The organism is Haemophilus parainfluenzae, from assembly GCF_014931275.1.
Taxonomy (GTDB): Bacteria; Pseudomonadota; Gammaproteobacteria; order Enterobacterales; family Pasteurellaceae; genus Haemophilus_D.
The window spans coordinates 1,761,160-1,781,673 of sequence record NZ_CP063110.1; the positions used below are offsets into that span (position 1 = coordinate 1,761,160).

Below are 20,514 nucleotides of genomic sequence, written 5' to 3' on the forward strand. Positions count from 1 at the left end.
ATAAAAATTAATTCTGCCAAATCTCCCCTAGCCCCCCTTTGCTAAAGAGGGAGTAGTTTTTTGACTAATCTAAATTATCCAATCCAAATTGGTATAAGGCATTTTTCTTATAACCATAAAGTTCTGCCACAATCGCTGCGGCTTTTTTTAAAGGTAATTCTTTAGCAATTAGAGTGAGGGCTTTAACCGCTTGCGGAGAAAATTCTTCGCTATCTTCTGATTTGGGTTTGCCTTCCACGATTAACACCATCTCACCTTTCGTGCGATTCGGATCTTCACTTAACCATTGACGAAGATCATTTAATTTATCTCCTGCAATAGTTTCCCACGTTTTCGTAATTTCGCGGGCAAGTACAACATAGCGTTCACCACCTAATACATCTTGCATATCGGCAAGGGTATCTAAAATGCGGTGGGTTGATTCATAGAAGATTAAAGTGCGGTCTTCTTCTGAGACGTTTTCTAACTTATCTTTACGCGCCTTAGTTTTCGCAGGTAAAAAACCTTCAAAGCAAAAACGGTCTGACGCAATGCCCGATGCACATAATGCAGTAATCGCTGCACAAGCGCCGGGTAACGGTACCACTTTAATGCCTGCCTCACGACATTGACGCACTAAATGAAAACCCGGATCGCTAATTAAGGGTGTTCCCGCATCAGAAATTAATGCAATATTAGTGCCTTGTTTTAGCTTTTCTACCAACACATGTGCTTTTTCTTGTTCATTGTGATCATGCAAGGCGAAAAAAGGCTTTTTGATACCATAATGACTGAGCAATAAACCACTGTGGCGTGTGTCTTCTGCAGCAATTAAATCCACTTGTGAAAAGGTCTCTAAAGCACGTTGTGTAATATCTTGTAAATTCCCGATTGGCGTGGCGACAATATATAAAATTCCGGTTAAATCATTCATTTTTGTTTGCTTTTACATTGTGAGATAAGTAAGATCGACCATCATTGATTTATTCATTATGGAGCGAATATGTCTATTCTATTACAAGGCGGTCGTTTTAAAAAACGTTTAATGCCGATTTTATTGTCTATTGCATTAGCGGGTTGTTCTAACTTATTTGGTAGCAGCTTTACTCAAACATTACAACGTGATGCCAATGCAAGTTCTGAATTTTATATGAATAAATTAGGACAAGCACAAGATAAAGAAGATCAACAAACTTACAAACTCTTAGCAGCACGTGTATTAATTACTGAAAATAAAGTGCCACAAGCCGAAGAGTTATTAAATGAATTGGTTGACTTAAACGAAGCGCAACAATTAGACCGTACTTTAGTTGAAGCACGTATCGCTGCGGCGAAAGGCGCTAATGAAATGGCTGAAAGTAAATTACGTGCGCTTGATCTCACGAAATTAAGTCCATCACAAAAATCTCGTTATTACGAAACTTTTGCTCAAACTGCAGAAAATCGTAAAGACGTGATTGAAGCAGTGAAAGCACGCATCAAAATGGATGAAAACTTAACGGATGTACAACGCCGTCAAGATAATGTAGATAAAACTTGGGCTTTATTGCGTTCAGCCAATACAGGTGTCATTAATAATACATCAGATGAAGGCAGTGTTGCATTAGGTGGCTGGCTCGCTTTAATCAAAGCATATAACGATAACATTCGTCAGCCTGTGCAATTAAGCCAAGCGTTACAAAGCTGGAAATCGGCTTATCCAAATCATGCCGCTGCAATCTTATTCCCGAAAGAATTACAAAGTATGTTGAATTTCCAACAAACTAATGTGGCACAAATTGGTTTAGTGTTACCTTTAAGTGGTGATGGTCAAATTTTAGGCTCAACCATTCAATCGGGTTTTAATGAAGCAAAAGGCGATTCAACTATTCCAGTACAAGTATTTGACTCCTCTACGACACCAATTAACGAGATCATCGCTCAAGCAAAAGCTTCAGGTATTAAAGCGTTAGTAGGACCATTGCTCAAACAAAACGTAGATGCCATTATTTCAAACCCTGCTGAAGTGCAAGGTATGGACGTGTTAGCTTTAAATGCAACACCAAATGCACGAGCGATTAACCAAGTGTGCTATTACGGTTTATCACCTGAAGATGAAGCGGAATCTGCAGCAAACAAAATGTGGAAAGATGGTATTCGTAACCCAATCGTTGCCATGCCACAAAATGATTTAGGACAACGTGTGGGGAATGCGTTCAACGTACGTTGGCAAAGTTTAGCGGGTACAGATGCGAATATTCGCTACTATAACTTACCAGCTGATATTACCTACTTCTTCCAAGGTGCTTCACAAGATACAGCTGGACTTTATGTTGTATCATCGCCAGATGAATTAGCGGAAATTAAAGGTTACTTAGATACAAGCAATCCGAATGTTCGTATTTATGCAAGTTCTCGTTCAAATGCGGCAAGCAATACTGCGGAATACTATGCAAAAATGAATGGCGTTCAATTTAGTGATATTCCATTCTTTAAAGAAACAGATTCTTCACAATATCAAAAAGTGGCAAGTTCAACTGGTGGCGAATTCCAATTAATGCGTTTATATGCAATGGGTGCCGATGCTTGGTTGCTCATCAACCACTTTAATGAATTACGCCAAGTACCAGGCTATACATTAAGCGGTTTAACTGGTCAGCTTAGCGCAGGTCCAAACTGTAATGTGGATCGCGATATGACTTGGTACCAAGTACAAGATAGTAACGTGGTGCCGGTTGCAAACTAATCCATGTTTTCATTAAAACGTCAACAAGGGGCGGGCTTTGAACATCAAGCCCGCCTTTTCTTAGAAGCCAAAGGCCTCAAATTCATCGCGGCGAATCAATATTTCAAATGCGGTGAATTGGATCTTATTATGCAAGACGGTCAAACGATCGTTTTTGTTGAAGTGCGTCAACGATCTAGCTCAACATTTGGATCCGCTGTTGAAAGCGTAGATTGGCAAAAACAACAAAAATGGTTGGATGCGGCAAATTTATGGCTGATGAAACAAAACATGAGTTTAGAAGACGCCGATTGTCGTTTTGATTTAATCGCCTTTGGCAAAACGCCACAAGATATTCAATGGATTCCTAATTTTCTCGATTAATGGCTTTTTATAATGTTACAAAAAGTAAAAGATATTTATAGCGAAAGTATTCAAATTCAAATTGCTGCGTCTAGCATGCTGTCGGAAAATATTGCTAACGCTACCCAAATGGTGATGCAATGTTTGCTAGGCGGCAATAAAGTGATCGCTTGTGGCGTCTCTCGATCTTATTCCAATGCGCAGTTTCTCGTATCTAACTTGCTTAATCGATATGATTTAGCAAGACCGAGTTTTCCCTCTGTGCTCTTGAGTTTAGAAAGTGCGGTGGGTTCTTCTCTTGTTTTTGAACACTCGCCTGAAGAATTGTATTGTCACCAATTTAATGCTGTTGCCAAACCAGGTGACTTACTTATCGCTTTTGCACCTTTGGGAACAGAGAAAATTGTGCTAAACACTATTTCTCATGCAGTAAATAAAGAAGTTAATGTCATTGCACTCACTGGCTCTAATAACGACGCCATTCAAGGAATTTTAGCTGATAGTGATTTAGAAATATCGATTCCGGCAACCAAAGAAAGTCGAGTCCTAGAAAACCATCTTTTTGTTATCAATGCCCTTTGTGAATTAGTTGACCATACCTTGTTCCCAAGTGCTTGACAGCAAAATAAATCAATTTCAAACTAGTAATAATTTAATCTCAAAAATCTTTCTATCAGCCAAAAACAGCGTGTCGCTTTGGCACGCGCGCTGATTTTAGAACCTGAAATAATTATTATAGATGATGCACTTGGTAATTTAGATGCCTCGGTGCGCATTCAATTACTAAATTTAACCCTTGATCTGCAGCAAAGTTTAGACATCTCTTACATTTATGTAGGCCAAGACCTCGGCGTGATTAAACATATTGCAGACACAGTCATCGTGATGGATAAAGGGAAAATGATAAAGAGCGGTACGCCTAAAACGCTATTTACCGATCCTCAAACAGATGTAACTGGTCGTTTAGTGGAAAGTTATTTTGGCAAAATTTTAGATGAAACTGCTTGGGTAAAAAGACAAAAACACTCACTAAGGATAGAAAAAATGAACACACGTCCCTTTTATTTCGGACTTATATTTATCGCGATTATCGCTATACTTGCTAACTATTTAGGAAACACTGATTTTTCCCATCATTATCATATCAGTGCTTTAATTATTGCCATTTTGCTGGGAATGGCAATCGGCAATACCATTTATCCGCAATTTTCAACACAAGTGGAAAAAGGCGTGTTATTTGCGAAAGGCACGCTTCTTCGCACTGGCATTGTGCTGTATGGTTTTCGCCTCACTTTTGGCGATATTGCTGATGTCGGATTAAATGCTGTCGTCACTGATGCAATCATGCTAATTTCAACCTTCTTTTTTACCGCACTTTTAGGCATTCGTTATCTAAAAATGGATAAACAATTGGTTTATCTCACTGGGGCAGGTTGCAGCATTTGCGGTGCAGCAGCAGTGATGGCGGCAGAGCCTGTTACCAAAGCAGAATCCCATAAAGTTTCAGTGGCAATTGCCGTAGTGGTCATTTTCGGGACTCTTGCTATTTTTACTTACCCCTTGTTCTACACGTGGTCACAACATTTAATTAACGCCCATCAATTTGGTATTTATGTTGGTTCTAGTGTACACGAAGTGGCTCAAGTTTATGCGATTGGGGAAAATATTGATCCTATCGTGGCGAATACTGCTGTCATTTCCAAAATGATCCGAGTGATGATGCTTGCACCATTTTTATTAATGCTTTCTTGGTTATTAACACGAAGTAATGGAGTATCAGAAAATACGTCACACAAAATTACAATTCCTTGGTTTGCTGTACTTTTTATTGGCGTTGCGATTTTTAATTCTTTTGATTTATTACCAAAAGAACTCGTGAAATTATTAGTTGAAATCGATTCTTTCTTATTAATTTCAGCGATGGCTGCCCTTGGCTTAACTACGCAAGCAAGCGCAATCAAGAAAGCTGGATTAAAACCTCTGATTTTAGGGATACTGATTTATTTATGGCTAGTGGTTGGTGGATTTTTAGTGAACTATGGAATATCAAAATTAAATGAATGGTGTTCAATTTAGTGATATTCCATTTTTTAAAGAAACCAATTCATCACAATATCAAAAACTCGCTAAAACAACTGGCGGTGAATATCAATTAATGCGTTTATATGCAATGGGGGCGGATGCTTGGTTACTCATCAATCAATTTAATGAATTACGCCAAGTACCAGGATATCGCTTAAGTGGTTTAACTGGTATTTTAAGTGCGGGTACAAATTGTAATGTTGAACGAGATATGACTTGGTATCAATATCAAGATGGTGCAATTGTACCAGTAGCAAACTAATGTTTTCTTTAAAACGTCAACAAGGGGCGAGCTTTGAACATCAAGCCCGCCTTTTCTTAGAAACCAAAGGCCTCAAATTCATCGCTGCGAATCAATATTTCAAATGCGGTGAATTGGATCTTATTATGCAAGACGGTCAAACGATCGTTTTTGTTGAGGTACGTCAACGATCTAGCTCAACATTTGGATCCGCTGTTGAAAGCGTAGATTGGCAAAAACAACAAAAATGGTTGGATGCGGCAAATTTATGGCTGATGAAACAAAACATGAGTTTAGAAGACGCCGATTGTCGTTTTGATTTAATCGCCTTTGGCAAAACGCCACAAGATATTCAATGGATTCCTAATTTTCTCGATTAATGGCTTTTTATAATGTTACAAAAAGTAAAAGATATTTATAGCGAAAGTATTCAAATTCAAATTGCTGCGTCTAGCATGCTGTCGGAAAATATTGCTACTGCCGCACAAATGGTGATGCAATGTTTACTGAGTAGTAATAAGGTCATTGCTTGTGGGGTCTCTCGCTCTTACGCTAATGCACAATTTTTAGTATCAAATCTGCTTAATCGCTATGATTTTGAACGCCCTAGCTTGCCTTCTGTACTACTTAGCCTTGAAAGTGCGGTTGGTTCTTCACTGGTTTTTGATCAACCAACCGATCAACTTTATCAACATCAATTTAACGCTATCGCTAAACCTGGCGATTTATTGCTCGCTTTTTCCCCTTTAGGGACAGAAAAAGCGGTGCTAAATACGATTTCTAATGCAGTCAATAAAGAAATTCAGGTGATTGCTTTAACGGGTTCAAATAACGATGCTATTCAAGGTGTATTGGCTGAAACAGATTTAGAAATCTCCATTCCTGCCACTAAAGAAACACGAATTTTAGAAAATCATTTATTCGTGATTAATGCACTTTGTGAGCTTGTTGATAGCACACTTTTCCCAACAGCTTGACATTAAAAGATTTTCTAACTAGAGTGTTTCTTAGACTAATTGACAAATTAGTTGACCCAACTCATTTTAATAAATAAGGAGATTATTAATATGAAACTAACCCAATTTAAAAAATTAGCCTTCATACTTGGCACATCAATTATATTACAAGGCTGTGCTGCTGCGGTTGTTGGTGGCGCTGCTGCGGGCGCAAAAGTTGCAACAGATCCTCGCACGATGGGTACGCAAGTAGATGATGAAACTCTAGAAATAAAAGTTGAAAATGCATTAGATAAAGATGCACAAATTAAGTCTGAAGGTCGTGTAAATGCCGTTTCTTACAGTGGTCGCGTACTGTTAATTGGTCAAGTTCCTAATGGAAGTGTAAAAGAAACCGCAACTAGTCTTGCAAAAGGTGTAGAAGGTGTAAACGACGTATACAATGAATTACGTATTGGGCCAAAAATTACTTTTGGGCAAATTACAAAAGATAGTTGGATTACGACACAAATTAAATCTAAACTCTTTGTAGGCGATAATGTAAAAGCAACAGATGTGAAAGTGATCACCGAAAATGGTGAAGTATTCTTACTCGGAAACGTCACACAATCACAAGGTGACTCAGCTGCAGAAATTGCAAGTAAAGTTACTGGTGTTCAAAAAGTTGTCAAAGTATTTAAATATTTGAATTAATTAATTTTTTAACTCTTAAAGTGCGGTCAAAAATCATCTCGTTTTTAACCGCACTTTTTTCTTTACAAAAGATTTACAAAAAAGATCCTGCCTAAAAAAACATCACTTGAAAGATAAGTCATTTATTTTAAATGACTTATCTTTTGTCAATAATGTAAGTAAAAAATTTACCGCTTGAATTCAATTTTAAAACACTCTATCTTGTGTATCGTTATTTTTTATAACACTATATATTGTGTTTTTTTAAAAGTCATCTCTCTAGCAGGTTTTATCTCCCATGAACAAAGGATTAATGGTTACAAAGCGCGATGGTACGCTTGAACAAATCAATTTAGACAAAATTCACCGAGTGATTACTTGGGCGGCTGAAGGCTTGGAAAACGTTTCTGTTTCTCAAGTTGAATTGCGTTCTCATATTCAATTTTATGAAGGCATTCGTACCTCTGATATTCATGAGACCATTATTAAAGCAGCAGCAGATCTAATCAGCAAAGATACCCCTGATTATCAATATCTTGCTGCACGTCTTGCGGTTTTCCATTTGCGCAAAAAAGCGTATGGCCATTTTGATCCACCTCGTTTATACGATCATGTGAAAAAATTAGTGCGTATGGGCAAATATGATCCTGCACTTTTAGCCGACTATACTCGTGAAGAATGGGATGAAATGGATGGGTTTATTGATCACTGGCGTGATATGACCTTTTCTTATGCCGCAGTAAAACAATTAGAAGGGAAATACTTAGTTCAAAACCGTGTAACCGGTGAAATCTATGAATCTGCGCAATTCCTTTATTTATTAGTTGCGGCAAGCTTATTCTCAAAATATCCGCAAGAAACCCGTTTGGATTACATTCGTCGTTTCTATGATGCGACATCAACCTTCAAAATTTCTTTACCTACACCTATCATGGCGGGGGTTCGTACGCCTACGCGTCAATTCAGCTCTTGTGTATTGATTGAATGTGGTGACAGCTTAGACTCTATCAACGCTACCTCTGCAGCAATCGTGAAATACGTTTCACAACGTGCAGGTATCGGGGTAAATGCGGGTGCCATCCGTGCATTAGGTAGCCCGATTCGTGGCGGTGAAGCATTCCATACTGGCTGTATTCCATTCTATAAACACTTCCAAAGTGCCGTAAAATCTTGTTCACAAGGTGGCGTACGTGGTGGTGCGGCTACAGTTTACTACCCGATTTGGCACTTAGAAGTTGAAAGCCTATTAGTATTGAAAAATAACCGTGGTGTGGAAGATAACCGTGTTCGTCATATGGATTATGGCGTACAATTAAACAAATTAATGTATCAACGCTTAATTAAAGGCGAAGACATTACTTTATTCAGCCCTTCAGACGTACCTGGACTTTATGAAGCTTTCTTTGCTGATCAAGATAAATTTGAAGAACTTTACGTGAAATACGAACAGGATCCAAATATCCGCAAACGTTCTGTAAAAGCCGTTGAATTATTCTCTTTATTAATGCAAGAACGTGCATCAACTGGTCGTATTTATATCCAAAACGTGGATCACTGTAATACTCACTCACCGTTTGATCCGCTTGTTGCACCGGTGCGTCAATCTAACTTATGTTTAGAAATTGCATTACCAACTAAACCATTACAACATTTCCATGATGAAAATGGTGAAATTGCCCTTTGTACGCTTTCTGCATTTAACTTAGGTAAATTAGATAATTTAGATGAGTTAGATAACTTGGCAGATCTTGCAGTACGTGCATTAGATGCATTACTTGATTACCAAGGCTACCCTGTTCCTGCGGCGAAACGCTCTTCATTAGGACGTCGTTCACTTGGTATCGGTGTGATTAACTATGCGTATTATTTAGCGAAAAATGGTGTGCGTTATTCTGATGGTTCAGCGAACGATTTAACTCACCGTACATTTGAAGCGATTCAATACTATCTACTGAAAGCCTCCATGAACTTGGCGAAAGAATTAGGTGCATGCGAATACTTCAATGAAACCAATTATGCGAAAGGTATTTTACCAATCGATACCTATAAGAAAGATATCGATAACTTAACGCAAGAACCATTACATTATGATTGGGAAACATTACGTCAAGAAATCAAAGAATTCGGTTTACGTAACTCAACCTTAACTGCATTAATGCCGTCAGAAACCTCTTCACAGATTTCTAACGCAACAAATGGTATCGAACCACCACGTGGTCATGTAAGTATTAAAGCGTCAAAAGATGGTATCTTAAAACAAGTCGTACCAGATTATGAGAACTTAAGCGACAACTACGAATTACTTTGGGATATTCCAAGCAATGATGGTTACTTACACTTAGTCGGCATTATGCAAAAATTCGTGGATCAAGCGATCTCTGCAAATACCAACTACGATCCAAAACGTTTTGAAGACGGTAAAGTGCCAATGAAAGTGTTGTTAAAAGATCTTTTAACCGCTTACAAATATGGTTTAAAAACCCTCTACTATCAAAACACCCGTGATGGTGCTGAAGACAGCCAAGAAGATTTAGATGATGGCTGTGCCGGTGGGGCGTGTAAGATTTAATTTATTGAGGCAATCATTATGACTAAAGTTAAGAAAGTAGGAGATATAATCCAGCTATCCAATGGATATACAGCCAAAATTCTTCATAAAGAAAAAGATGGTCGTTTTTTTTGTCAATGGACAGAACAATGTGGGTCAGATGAAAAAGGTTTTCCTATCTATAAAACAAATAGTTGTCACTTTTTTGAGTGTCACTTTAAAAATTAATATCGCAAAGGGCGTATTTGATACGCCTCTATATAAAGGATAAAGGCAACATCGTTGCACACAAAGGAGATAAAAATGGCATACACCACTTTCTCACAAAACAAAAACGACCAGTTAAAGGAACCAATGTTCTTTGGTCAAAACGTTAACGTTGCGCGTTACGATCAACAAAAATATGAGACGTTTGAAAAGCTCATTGAAAAACAACTTTCTTTCTTCTGGCGTCCAGAAGAAGTGGATGTTTCACAAGACCGTATCGACTATGCTGCGTTACCTGAGCATGAAAAACACATTTTCATCAGTAACTTAAAATATCAAACCTTATTAGATTCTATTCAAGGCCGTAGCCCGAACGTTGCATTATTACCGTTGGTATCTATTCCAGAATTAGAAACTTGGATCGAGACTTGGACCTTCTCTGAAACCATCCACTCTCGTTCTTACACACATATTATTCGTAACATTGTGAACGATCCATCTATCGTGTTTGATGATATCGTGACCAACGAAGAAATCATCAAACGTGCACGTGATATTTCTTCTTATTACGATGATTTAATCCGTGATAGCCAACTTTACAGCCTATATGGTGAAGGTACTTACACGGTAGATGGTAAAGAATGTGTTGTGACATTACGTAATTTGAAAAAACAACTTTACCTTTGCTTGATGAGTGTGAACGCACTTGAGGCGATTCGTTTCTATGTATCTTTCGCTTGTTCCTTTGCCTTTGCAGAACGTCAATTAATGGAAGGTAATGCGAAAATTATTAAATTTATCGCTCGTGATGAAGCCTTACACTTAACCGGTACACAGCACATTTTAAACATTATGGCTGCAGGTCAAGACGATCCTGAAATGGCAGAAATTGCGGAAGAATGTAAACAAGAAGCCTATGATCTCTTCTTAGCCGCGGCGGAACAAGAAAAAGAATGGGCAGATTACTTGTTTAAAGACGGTTCAATGATTGGTTTGAACAGAGACATTTTGGTACAATACGTGGAATACATTACCAATATCCGTATGCAAGCCGTTGGCCTTCCATTACCATTTGGTGCGCGTTCTAACCCAATTCCATGGATTAACGCATGGCTTGTTTCTGACAACGTACAAGTAGCACCACAAGAAGTCGAAGTGAGTTCTTACCTTGTTGGTCAAATTGACTCTAAAGTCGATACCAATGATTTCGGTGATTTCGATCTTTAATTAATCATTCTACGCAAAGAGCGGTCAGTATTTTCAACGTTTAAAACCTTTGAAAAATTGACCGCTCTTTTTGTTTGTATGAATATCAAGACATGATGATAAACGCGTTGATTAAAAAAATAGCACAATTTTGCTTTCCTGCATTTATCACCAACTCTTTCCCTATAAAACAGATGACTTCATTAAAAAAGGCTTAACAAAAAACAATGCTATGGGTAGAATAGAAGAAACCTTTTTATTTTCAATAAATCACATTCTAATTACAAACTAGCGAGGTAAGGATATGTCAGAACAAGAAGTGAAAGAATTAGATCTCAATGGCGAAATGCTCGTTCGCCGTGAAAAATTAGCCGCATTACGTGCAAAAGGTAATGCGTTCCCGAATCAATTCCGTCGTGACGCCCTTGCTCAAGATTTACATGATAAGTATGAAGCCGAAGATGGCGAAGTATTAAAAGATAAAGCGATTGAAGTAGCCGTTGCTGGTCGTATTATGACTCGTCGTGCAATGGGTAAAGCCACCTTTATTACCTTGCAAGATATGAGTGGCAAAATCCAATTATATGTTGCTCGTGATAACCTTCCTGAAGGCGTTTATGCCGAAGATGTAGGTAATTGGGATTTAGGTGATATCATTGGGGTGAAAGGGACACTTTTCAAAACCAAAACCAATGAATTAACCATCAAAACGACGGAAGTTCAACTTTTAACCAAAGCGCTTCGTCCATTACCAAACAAATTCCATGGTTTAACAGACATGGAAGCGCGTTACCGCCAACGTTACTTAGATTTAATTTCTAATGAAGAATCTCGCCGCACATTTATTATTCGTTCAAAAGTGATTGCGGGTATTCGCGAATTCTTTATTTCTAAAGGTTTCATGGAAGTGGAAACCCCTATGCTACAAGTGATTCCAGGCGGTGCATCTGCTCGTCCATTTATCACTCACCACAATGCATTGGATGTTGATATGTATCTTCGTATCGCACCAGAGCTTTACTTAAAACGTTTAGTAGTTGGTGGTTTTGAACGTGTCTTCGAATTAAACCGTAACTTCCGTAATGAAGGGGTTTCTGTTCGTCATAACCCAGAATTCACCATGCTTGAATACTACCAAGCTTATGCGGATTATCATGATTTAATGGATAACACCGAAGAATTATTACGCAAACTCGCGATGGATATTCTTGGTACAACCATTGTGAAATACGGTGATTTAGAATTTGACTTCGGCAAACCATTTGAGCGTATTACATTACATGATGCAACCATTAAATATGGTGCTGATAAAGGTATCGTAAAAGAAGATCTTTATGACTTCGATCGTGCAAAAGCAACTGCTGAACGCTTAGGTATCGAAGTACAAAAATCTTGGGGTCTCGGCTCTATCGTAAATGCGATCTTTGAAGAAGTGGCTGAACATCACTTAATTCAACCAACCTTCTTAATGGCACATCCAGCAGAGATTTCACCACTTGCTCGTCGTAACGATGAAAATCCAGAAGTAACTGACCGCTTTGAATTGTTCATCGGTGGTCGTGAAATTGGTAACGGCTTCTCAGAATTAAACGATGCCGAAGACCAAAATGAACGTTTTGATGCGCAAGTTGCAGCGAAAGAAGCGGGTGATGATGAAGCGATGTTTAAAGATGATGACTTTGTAGTTGCACTTGAACACGGTTTACCACCAACAGCAGGTGAAGGTTTAGGTATCGACCGTTTAGCAATGCTTTATGCTAACGCACCATCTATCCGTGATGTAATCCTATTCCCTGCAATGCGCCAAAAATAATTAAATTGAAATAACATAAAAGGAAGTCTATCGACTTCCTTTTTTATTGTGTAAAAGTGAGGTCATTTTTACCCGCACTTTCATGAAAAAAAGAGATAACCATCTTAACGATTATCTCTTTTACATTCCAATTTGAAATTATTTACCCCAAACTTCTTCCACGATACTACGGATAAATTCGAGTTTCTTCCATTGTTGTTCTTCAGTCAGGATATTACCCTCTTCCGTTGAAGCGAAACCACATTGTGGGCTTAAGCAAAGTTGATTGATATCAACATATTGTGCCGCTTCTTTAATACGAGCAATAATTTCATCACGGTTTTCTAACTCGCCCGATTTAGAGGTGATTAATCCTAACACTACTTGTTGATTTTTAATAAAGCGTAACGGTTTGAAATCACCTGCTCGATCACTGTCGTACTCTAAGAAGAAACCATCTACATTACAATGACCAAATAAGGTTTCAGCAATAGGCTCATAACCACCTGCTGAGAACCAAGTTGAACGGAAATTACCACGACAAATATGCATTGTAATCGCTAAATCAGCTGGTTTCGCTGCCACGATTTTATTTAACATATATACATAATCTTTGGCAATTTGATCTAAATCTAAACCACGATCTGTATAGCTTTTACGCTTATCTTCCGCACAGAATTCGCCCCAACTTGTATCATCCAACTGTAAGTTACGACAGCCTAATTTATAGAAGATATTCATTGCGTCAATATAAGCATCGGCAATATCATCTAACAACAACTGATTGTTATCTTTATAACGTTCAATCGGCTGATAATCTGTAGCACGTACTGTACAAATTAAATGCAGCATTGACGGAGAAGGAATCGTTAATTTAACTTCAGTCTCCCCTGCTATTTTTTGTAATGAGCGGTAATGTTCAACGAAAGGATGGCTCTCTGAAAAACCAATCTTATCCACAATTTTTAATGTTTTCGGGCGTACATTATCGTGTTTAAATTGCACTGAGAATTTTTCAGCATCCACTTCTTTCACACCATCTAATGCGGCTAAGAAATCTAAATGCCAAAAAGTACGACGAAATTCACCATCAGTCACGGCATGCAATCCAACATTTTTTTGATGCTCTACCAATTTTGCAATTTCTGCATCTTCAACTTGCGTTAGATCCGTACAAGAAATATCGCCACAACTACATTGATGACGAGCCTGTTTTAAAGCCTCTGGGCGTAAAAAACTGCCTACAATATCAAAACGATATGGCGCAGAAGTACGAATAGTGGCATTTGGAAAAAGTTTACTCATTTTGCTTTCCTATATTTAATTAATTCTAAGATATACTGAGTGTAACAAAATTAACGTCCTCATTAAATATTTAGACGTCTAGATGGATGTGAATTTTATTGTGATTTTATATGAATGGAATTGATATAAAATTTAAAAGAAAAAGTGCGGTTAATATTCCTGATAATTTTTAACCGCACTTTAATCATTGGGCTATTGTAATGCTTTCAGTGCCTTATGATATTCTTTCGATTGTTCCAATAAAATCTTGGCCGCTTCACGCAATTTGTCCACATCTGATTGGGGTAAATAGAAAGATGTTCCGATATTCAGCACATCATTTTTTAACTGCCCATCAGGCAAATCTTTCAAACTTAAATTCACAAAATAAGCTTTAATTTTTGCACCTTTTTTATGTTTAGCGTAAGCATTCCATTGATCAGCAAATTTTTGTGAATATTTCACGGTAGATTCCGTTGTTTTATCAATCGGTACATTTATCACCGTGTTCACCACTTCTTTGATTCCTGGCACATCAGCAGACTTATCAATATGGCTCGATAGCTCACTTTGCGCATTGACGTTTACCACGACAATATTGCGTAAATTGTAATTTTTCAGCTCTGCATACAATTTTTTGACAGTGAGTAAATTAGACATATCCAACAAGCTTGCCAAGCCCAAATTATCCGTTAAACCACCGTCAACCAAATGTAAATAAGGTTTTTCCTCATTATTTTGATAAGAAGCCGTACGTTTTTTCATGGTTTCAAAATTGTTTAGCCACAAACGATTCCCTACTTTCATCTGTGTCAATAATTCTTTTTTACTTTCGGCTTGGCAAGCACCACCATGATTATTTTGTGTAATGGGTGAAAAAATTAATGGAACAGCACTGGATGCTGCCACAGCTCTTGCAATTTCGACATCATTTAAATCTACACAAAGCCAATCAAAGAAATCTTGAGTGAAAGAGACCTCCTGTCCAGCGACCATGTCGGTGGCATTAATTACAGCAAAAGGTCCTTTACGTTGTTCAAGATCTGCAAATTTTTTCCCACGATATAAAGCAAGATTGAGCTGTTCCTGCAACAAATCGCTACGACCAAACTGTGGAGAAGTAAGCCGAGGCACATTACTCACTGAAAATACTTCATTGATGACTTTTTTCTGGAAATTCTTTTTCAAAAAAGAATTATTAAATTTAGGGATAATGTCCTGTCCCTCCAAAGCAAAATAGGCGGCTAATACTGAGCCGCCAGACACCCCATACACAATATCAATATTTTGCAATAAGGTGCTACCTTTCTCTGTTGGACGCACTGAGACATTTTGGAATTGCTCTAACACGCCATAACCTAAAGATGCCGCGCGAGAGCCACCACCTGAAAAAGTCATAATCACCAAATTTTCTTTTTGTAATGCCTGCTGCATCGCATTTTCCAAGCGATATCCCTTTTGTGGATCTATTTGCTCAATCGTTTTAGTTGGATGATAAGTAATTGAATTGCAAGCAGTAAGCAAAGCGATACTGCAAGCAAGTAAACTTGATTTGAAAGGAAAATGAGTAAGTTTCATAACAGTATTCCTTTACTGTGATTAAATACTTTTAATTTTACACAGATTTAGGGATAAAAAAAGTGCGGTTGATTTTTTAATATTACACTGAAAACTCTCAGTAAATTCTAACCGCACTTTAGTTTGAAATAAAAACTAACTTACAAAACTAGATACATAAGAAATTATGGTTTTTCCACTTAATATCGCCATGATAATCACAACGAACCAGCCCGCAAAAGCTAAATAAATTGGGTGTTTATAGCTACCAACAATATTGCTTCGATAAGCGGCTAATAAAATCAAGGCTAGTGCTATTGGTAAAATTAAACCATTTAGGGTTCCCACAAAAACCAGTACAGCAGCCGGTTTCCCTACAGTGACAAGAACTGCTGTAGAAACCACTATAAACCCAATAATCCAACAGTTTCTATTTCGTTCAATTGTCGGACAAAGGCTCGTGAGGAATGATACCGATGTATAAGCGGCACCAATAACTGATGTGATAGAAGCTGCCCAAATCACTACGCCAAATAAGATTTGGCCAAAATGGCCTGCCACGTATTCGAAAGGCGTTTCTGCTGGATTTTTAGGATTCAGAGGAATCCCTTTGGCGACAACACCAAGCACGGCAAGAAATAATACAACACGCATAGTAGAGGCGATTAAAATAGCCGATACAGAGCTACGACTCACTTCAGCCATCGCTTTTTCACCTTGGATCCCCGCATCTAGTAAGCGGTGAGCGCCAGCAAAGGTAATATACCCTCCTACGGTTCCTCCAACTAATGTCACAATTGCGATAGGATCAACTTGCTCTGGAATAAAGGTACGGTATGCTGCTTCTACCACTGGCGGTTCTGTTTTAAACATAACATACAAAGTCAGTGCAATCATAATAAAACCCATTAATTGGGCAAAGCGATCCATTAACAATCCTGCTTCTTTACGTAAAAAAATTAAAATTGCAATGATGCCACTGATAACAGCTCCTGTTTCTGGGGCGATACCAAAGATTGAATTAAGCCCTAGGCCTGCCCCCCCTACATTACCAATATTAAAAGCCAACCCTCCCATCACGATAAGTGACGCAAGAAAATAGCCCGCACCTGGAAAAACAGCATTAGAAATATCCTGTGCTCGCTTTCCTGATACCACCACAATTCGCCAAATATTAAGCTGAGCACCAATATCTAACAAAATCGATAATAAAATCACAAAGCCAAAACTGGCTAATAAGGTGTTTGTAAAGGTTGCAGTTTGAGTTAAAAAGCCAGGACCAATTGCTGAAGTCGCCATTAAAAATGCCGCACCCAGCACTGCATTTCGGCGGTGATTGATTGATGCCATAAAGCACCTCCCTTGTTAAGTTGATGTTGTGTGTTATGTTTATTCGGCTTATGCCGTTATTGTTATATGATTTTTTTCTAATTCTTCCACAATGCGTGCTGCAAATTGTAGAGAATGTTGATTATCGCCATGTAAACAGATACTTTCTGCTTTTACTGGCACAAGGCTTCCATCAATGGCTTTGACTTGACCTTCTGTTACCATTTGTAACACTTGTTGAATGGCTTCCTCATCAGACTCCACCATTGCATTCGGTTGCGAACGAGGTACCAAACTCCCATCAGGCATATAGTGGCGATCCGCAAAAACTTCAGAAATTGTTTGTAAACCTTCTTCCTCAGCTACGCGTAACATTAAGCTGCCTGCTAATCCCATTAATTTTAAACTCGGATCAAATTGATAAATAGTTTGTGCAACTAAACGGGCTAACTTTTCATCTTTAGCAGCTTGATTGTATAAAGCACCGTGAGGTTTAACATAACTAATTTCCGTGCCTTCCCCATCACAAATTGCTTTTAAGGCACCAAGCTGATAGCGCAAATGCGCAATTAATTCCTGTTCAGGTAAATCCATCTGAGTTCGCCCAAAATTTTCTCGATCAGGGAAGCCTGGATGAGCCCCTATACGCACCTGGTTTTCTTTCGCAAATCTGACCGCACTTTGCATTTCTTTTGCTCCACCGGCATGTAAACCGCAAGCAATATTGGCAGAAGAAAGCAATTTTAATAAGGACTCATCAAAAGGAAAACCTTCAGCAATATCGGCATTTAAATCAATTTTTTTCATCGACAATTCTCCTAATTTGATCGAGGTATATCTCATTTTTACGACGCAATTTTGCGGCTTGTTCGAAACTAACTGCCTCGAATTGAATGGTTGAGCCTAAACGTACCTGTGCCAACGCACCAAGATCCGCATCGATCACATTGGCAATTTTGGGATAACCGCCCGTAGTTTGTGCATCAGCCATTAAAATAATTGGTTGACCACTTGGTGGCACTTGTACGCTACCAAATTGAATAGCATGAGAGAGCATTTCCAGCGGTTGCTTTAATTCTAATTTTTGCCCTTGAAAACGATAACCCATGCGATCACTGTTGCTTTGCAACGTCCATTTACTTCGCCACCAATAATATTGGGATTTTCGTTTAAATGCCTGATATTCAGAGGACGGTAACGCATGAATAGTATGTTTAAGTGGAATAGGTGCAATCCCAATTTCACTACGCAAAATAGGATCATTTACCGTTTGCAGTTGATCGCCCACTTGTAAACCACGTCCTTCTATTCCTCCTATTTGAGCTCGGAGATCTGTACTACAAGAGTTCAATTCTTGGGGTAAGATAAAACCACCTTGAACACATAAATAGCCATACATACCAATTTTTGCACGTATCATTTTCAGAACTTGCCCCGCTCTCGCCTGATAACGCCAATAGGCAAAAACCGGTTTATCATCTAAGGTCATTTCATAAAATGCCCCGGTGACACAAAAATTCATATCCTGCTGGAATTGCAATGTAATACCACCTAAAGGGACTTCGATTGCCGGGGCTCCCTCTGCATTTCCCAGCAGAATATTGCCTGCTCGTAATGCTAATTTGTCCATTGCCCCACAATGACTGATTCCAAATCGACGTAAACCAAAACGGCCCAAATCCTGAATTGTGGCACGGGATTGCACATCAATAACATGAATCATAATTCAATCCCCTCCACCACAAATTTCACTGTATCGCCTGCTTGTAATAAAGTAGGTTGTGCTTGATTTTTGTCAAAGAGCGCATGCTTAGTATGACCGATTAATTGCCATCCGCCAGGAGAGGAAAAGGGATAAATGCCCGTTTGAGCCCCACCAATACCAACAGAACCGGCAGGAACAAGTGTTCTTGGGACAGCACGACGTGGCGTGTGCAGGCTTTCAGGTAAACCACCTAAATAGGGAAAACCAGGTTGGAAACCAATCATATATACCGTATAAATCGGTTCACTATGCATTTGAACAATTCGTTCTGGTGTGGTGTCATGTAATTTGGCCACTTCAGATAAATCTTGACCTAATTCGCCGCCATAAATTACCGGAATTTCGATATGACGACCTTGAAAAGTGGATACTTTCAATTCTCCCCAACGTTGTTCCAAGCGCTGAACAAGCGGCTCAAAATCTACGTAAAAATCAGTGAAGACCGTGAGATTATTCATTCCCACGACAACTTCTACAATATCTTTCTCAGACTGTAGTTGGTTGGCAAACGCCCAGAGTTGGCGTTGTTGTTGAAGTGAAGCTGGTGGCGGTAAAGAGCAAACCACCGCCGACTCGCTGATCGGGGTTATATTCATAAGGTACCCTTTATTCTGATGTTGTGTTATTTGTTATTTTTTTGTTACACCTCTCTTTTAAAGGATATTTATAGGTTTTGTCAAGGTTTTGTATCAAAAATAAAATGTGACAAAGATCTCATTCTTCACATTTTGATCTCAATCAAAAGTGCCAAATAACATATAATAAAAGGGTCTATTATTTATTTAACAATTATAAAAAAGGAATAAACATGAAAACATTGAGTGAATTTATTGTTGAACGCCAAGCGGAGTACCCAAATGCAAAAGGGGAACTTAGTGGTATTTTGTCTTCTATTCGTTTATTAGCAAAAATCATTCATCGTGATATCAACAAAGCAGGTTTAACCAATATTCTTGGTCAGTCTGGTGTCGAAAACGTGCAGGGTGAAAGCCAAATGAAATTGGACTTGTTCGCCCATAACACCATGAATGCAGCCCTTATGTCACGTGAAGAAGTGGCAGGTTTTGCTTCAGAGGAAGAAGAAAGTTTTATCGCTTTTGATACTGAACGCGCTCGTAATGCAAAATATATTATTTTGACCGACCCACTTGATGGTTCATCCAATATCGATGTGAACGTTTCTGTTGGTACGATTTTCTCTATTTACCGTCGTGTATCCCCTATTGGCTCACCTGTTACCTTAGAAGACTTTATGCAACCAGGTAATAAACAAGTGGCTGCGGGTTATATCGTATATGGTTCGTCTACCATGTTGGTTTATACCACTGGTCATGGTGTAAATGGTTTCACTTATGATCCATCTATCGGTACATTCTGTCTTTCTCATGAAAATATGAAGATGCCAAAAGAGGGCAAAATCTATTCCATCAATGAAGGACAATATCTCAAATTCCCACAAGGGGTAAAAAAATACATTAAATACTGCCAAGAAGAAGATAAAGCAACTAACCGCCCTTATGCATCACGTTATATTGGTTCATTAGTAGCTGACTTCCATCGTAACTTATTAAAAGGTGGTATCTATATTTACCCAAGTGCAACTAACTATCCAAATGGTAAGCTTCGTTTGCTTTATGAAGGCAATCCAATGGCATTCTTAGCAGAACAAGCGGGGGGTATTGCCTCTGATGGTTACAATCGAATTTTAGATATTCAACCAACTGAACTTCACCAACGTGTACCACTTTTCATCGGTTCCGCAGAAATGGTGAAAAAAGCCGAAGAAATGATGAGAGAATTTAAAGAAGATTAAATTCCTAAAGTGCGGT

19 protein-coding genes and 2 pseudogenes are annotated in these 20,514 nt (G+C 38.5%); 14 read left to right on the forward strand and 7 right to left on the reverse strand.

Features of this window, described 5'->3' with window-relative positions; all coding sequences use genetic code 11:
* Nucleotides 1-64: 64 nt before the first annotated feature.
* Nucleotides 65-913, reverse strand: a complete 849-nt coding sequence (rsmI, locus tag INQ00_RS08520) for a 16S rRNA (cytidine(1402)-2'-O)-methyltransferase (protein ID WP_054418815.1) — start codon at nt 911-913, stop codon at nt 65-67.
* Nucleotides 914-982: 69 nt separating this feature from the next.
* On the opposite strand from rsmI, the gene INQ00_RS08525 reads away from it, so the two are divergent.
* The 13 genes and pseudogenes from INQ00_RS08525 (at nt 983) to lysS (ending at nt 12,771) form a co-directional block, all read left to right on the forward strand.
* The gene (locus INQ00_RS08525; RefSeq protein ID WP_197546786.1) at nt 983-2,704 is read left to right on the forward strand and encodes a penicillin-binding protein activator; all 1,722 of its coding nucleotides are present in this window, start codon (nt 983-985) and stop codon (nt 2,702-2,704) included.
* Between the two features lie 3 nt (nt 2,705-2,707).
* Entirely contained in the window at nt 2,708-3,067 is a 360-nt protein-coding gene (locus INQ00_RS08530; protein ID WP_197546787.1) for a YraN family protein, read from the forward strand.
* 12 nt (nt 3,068-3,079) lie between these two features.
* Nucleotides 3,080-3,664 carry a D-sedoheptulose-7-phosphate isomerase gene (locus INQ00_RS08535; RefSeq protein ID WP_178410462.1) on the forward strand — a complete coding sequence of 195 codons (585 nt, stop codon included), beginning with the start codon at nt 3,080-3,082 and terminating at the stop codon, nt 3,662-3,664.
* A 36-nt stretch (nt 3,665-3,700) separates the two neighbouring features.
* Nucleotides 3,701-4,079 (forward strand): annotated as a pseudogene (locus tag INQ00_RS08540) (ATP-binding cassette domain-containing protein); the annotation flags it as partial.
* Nucleotides 4,080-4,090: 11 nt separating this feature from the next.
* Nucleotides 4,091-5,122 (forward strand): YeiH family protein, encoded by a 1,032-nt coding sequence (locus tag INQ00_RS08545; RefSeq protein ID WP_049385178.1) that lies wholly within the window; start codon nt 4,091-4,093, stop codon nt 5,120-5,122.
* A pseudogene (locus tag INQ00_RS08550) lies at nt 5,103-5,390 on the forward strand (penicillin-binding protein activator); the annotation flags it as partial. The gene INQ00_RS08545 and the pseudogene INQ00_RS08550, both read left to right, overlap by 20 nt.
* Nucleotides 5,390-5,749 carry a YraN family protein gene (locus INQ00_RS08555; protein ID WP_197546788.1) on the forward strand — a complete coding sequence of 120 codons (360 nt, stop codon included), beginning with the start codon at nt 5,390-5,392 and terminating at the stop codon, nt 5,747-5,749. The pseudogene INQ00_RS08550 and the gene INQ00_RS08555, both read left to right, overlap by 1 nt.
* Nucleotides 5,750-5,761: 12 nt before the next feature.
* Nucleotides 5,762-6,346: a D-sedoheptulose-7-phosphate isomerase gene (locus tag INQ00_RS08560; protein ID WP_197546789.1), complete on the forward strand. Its 585-nt coding sequence runs from the start codon at nt 5,762-5,764 to the stop codon at nt 6,344-6,346.
* Between the two features lie 90 nt (nt 6,347-6,436).
* Nucleotides 6,437-7,018 carry a division/outer membrane stress-associated lipid-binding lipoprotein gene (dolP, locus tag INQ00_RS08565; RefSeq protein ID WP_054418806.1) on the forward strand — a complete coding sequence of 194 codons (582 nt, stop codon included), beginning with the start codon at nt 6,437-6,439 and terminating at the stop codon, nt 7,016-7,018.
* Nucleotides 7,019-7,295: 277 nt separating this feature from the next.
* Nucleotides 7,296-9,566, forward strand: coding sequence for a class 1a ribonucleoside-diphosphate reductase subunit alpha (nrdA, locus tag INQ00_RS08570; RefSeq protein ID WP_178162328.1), 2,271 nt, complete (start codon nt 7,296-7,298; stop codon nt 9,564-9,566).
* A gap of 18 nt (nt 9,567-9,584) precedes the next feature.
* Nucleotides 9,585-9,773, forward strand: coding sequence for a hypothetical protein (locus INQ00_RS08575; RefSeq protein WP_155512096.1), 189 nt, complete (start codon nt 9,585-9,587; stop codon nt 9,771-9,773).
* Nucleotides 9,774-9,848: 75 nt separating this feature from the next.
* Nucleotides 9,849-10,979, forward strand: coding sequence for a class Ia ribonucleoside-diphosphate reductase subunit beta (nrdB, locus tag INQ00_RS08580; RefSeq protein WP_054418800.1), 1,131 nt, complete (start codon nt 9,849-9,851; stop codon nt 10,977-10,979).
* Nucleotides 10,980-11,262: 283 nt separating this feature from the next.
* Complete coding sequence (gene lysS, locus INQ00_RS08585; protein WP_054418798.1) at nt 11,263-12,771, forward strand: lysine--tRNA ligase; 1,509 nt, start codon at nt 11,263-11,265, stop codon at nt 12,769-12,771.
* Between the two features lie 138 nt (nt 12,772-12,909).
* Here the strand turns inward: lysS and INQ00_RS08590 are convergent, their stop codons facing one another.
* From INQ00_RS08590 to pxpB, 6 genes are all read right to left on the reverse strand, one after another.
* Complete coding sequence (locus INQ00_RS08590; protein ID WP_054418796.1) at nt 12,910-14,055, reverse strand: 5-methyltetrahydropteroyltriglutamate--homocysteine S-methyltransferase; 1,146 nt, start codon at nt 14,053-14,055, stop codon at nt 12,910-12,912.
* Between the two features lie 192 nt (nt 14,056-14,247).
* Entirely contained in the window at nt 14,248-15,612 is a 1,365-nt protein-coding gene (locus INQ00_RS08595) for a patatin-like phospholipase family protein (RefSeq protein ID WP_054418794.1), read from the reverse strand.
* Between the two features lie 135 nt (nt 15,613-15,747).
* The gene (locus INQ00_RS08600; protein ID WP_197546790.1) at nt 15,748-16,941 is read right to left on the reverse strand and encodes an NRAMP family divalent metal transporter; all 1,194 of its coding nucleotides are present in this window, start codon (nt 16,939-16,941) and stop codon (nt 15,748-15,750) included.
* A 48-nt stretch (nt 16,942-16,989) separates the two neighbouring features.
* Nucleotides 16,990-17,727: a 5-oxoprolinase subunit PxpA gene (gene pxpA, locus INQ00_RS08605; protein ID WP_054418791.1), complete on the reverse strand. Its 738-nt coding sequence runs from the start codon at nt 17,725-17,727 to the stop codon at nt 16,990-16,992.
* Nucleotides 17,714-18,643: a 5-oxoprolinase subunit C family protein gene (locus INQ00_RS08610; protein WP_054418789.1), complete on the reverse strand. Its 930-nt coding sequence runs from the start codon at nt 18,641-18,643 to the stop codon at nt 17,714-17,716. Before INQ00_RS08610 ends, pxpA begins: the two co-directional genes overlap by 14 nt.
* A complete protein-coding gene (pxpB, locus tag INQ00_RS08615) occupies nt 18,640-19,281 on the reverse strand; it encodes a 5-oxoprolinase subunit PxpB (protein ID WP_054418787.1) in 642 nt (213 codons plus the stop codon). The genes INQ00_RS08610 and pxpB overlap by 4 nt, the downstream gene beginning before the upstream one ends.
* A gap of 212 nt (nt 19,282-19,493) precedes the next feature.
* Between pxpB and fbp the strand changes: the two genes are divergently transcribed.
* Nucleotides 19,494-20,498, forward strand: a complete 1,005-nt coding sequence (gene fbp, locus INQ00_RS08620) for a class 1 fructose-bisphosphatase (RefSeq protein ID WP_054418785.1) — start codon at nt 19,494-19,496, stop codon at nt 20,496-20,498.
* Nucleotides 20,499-20,514 lie beyond the last annotated feature (16 nt).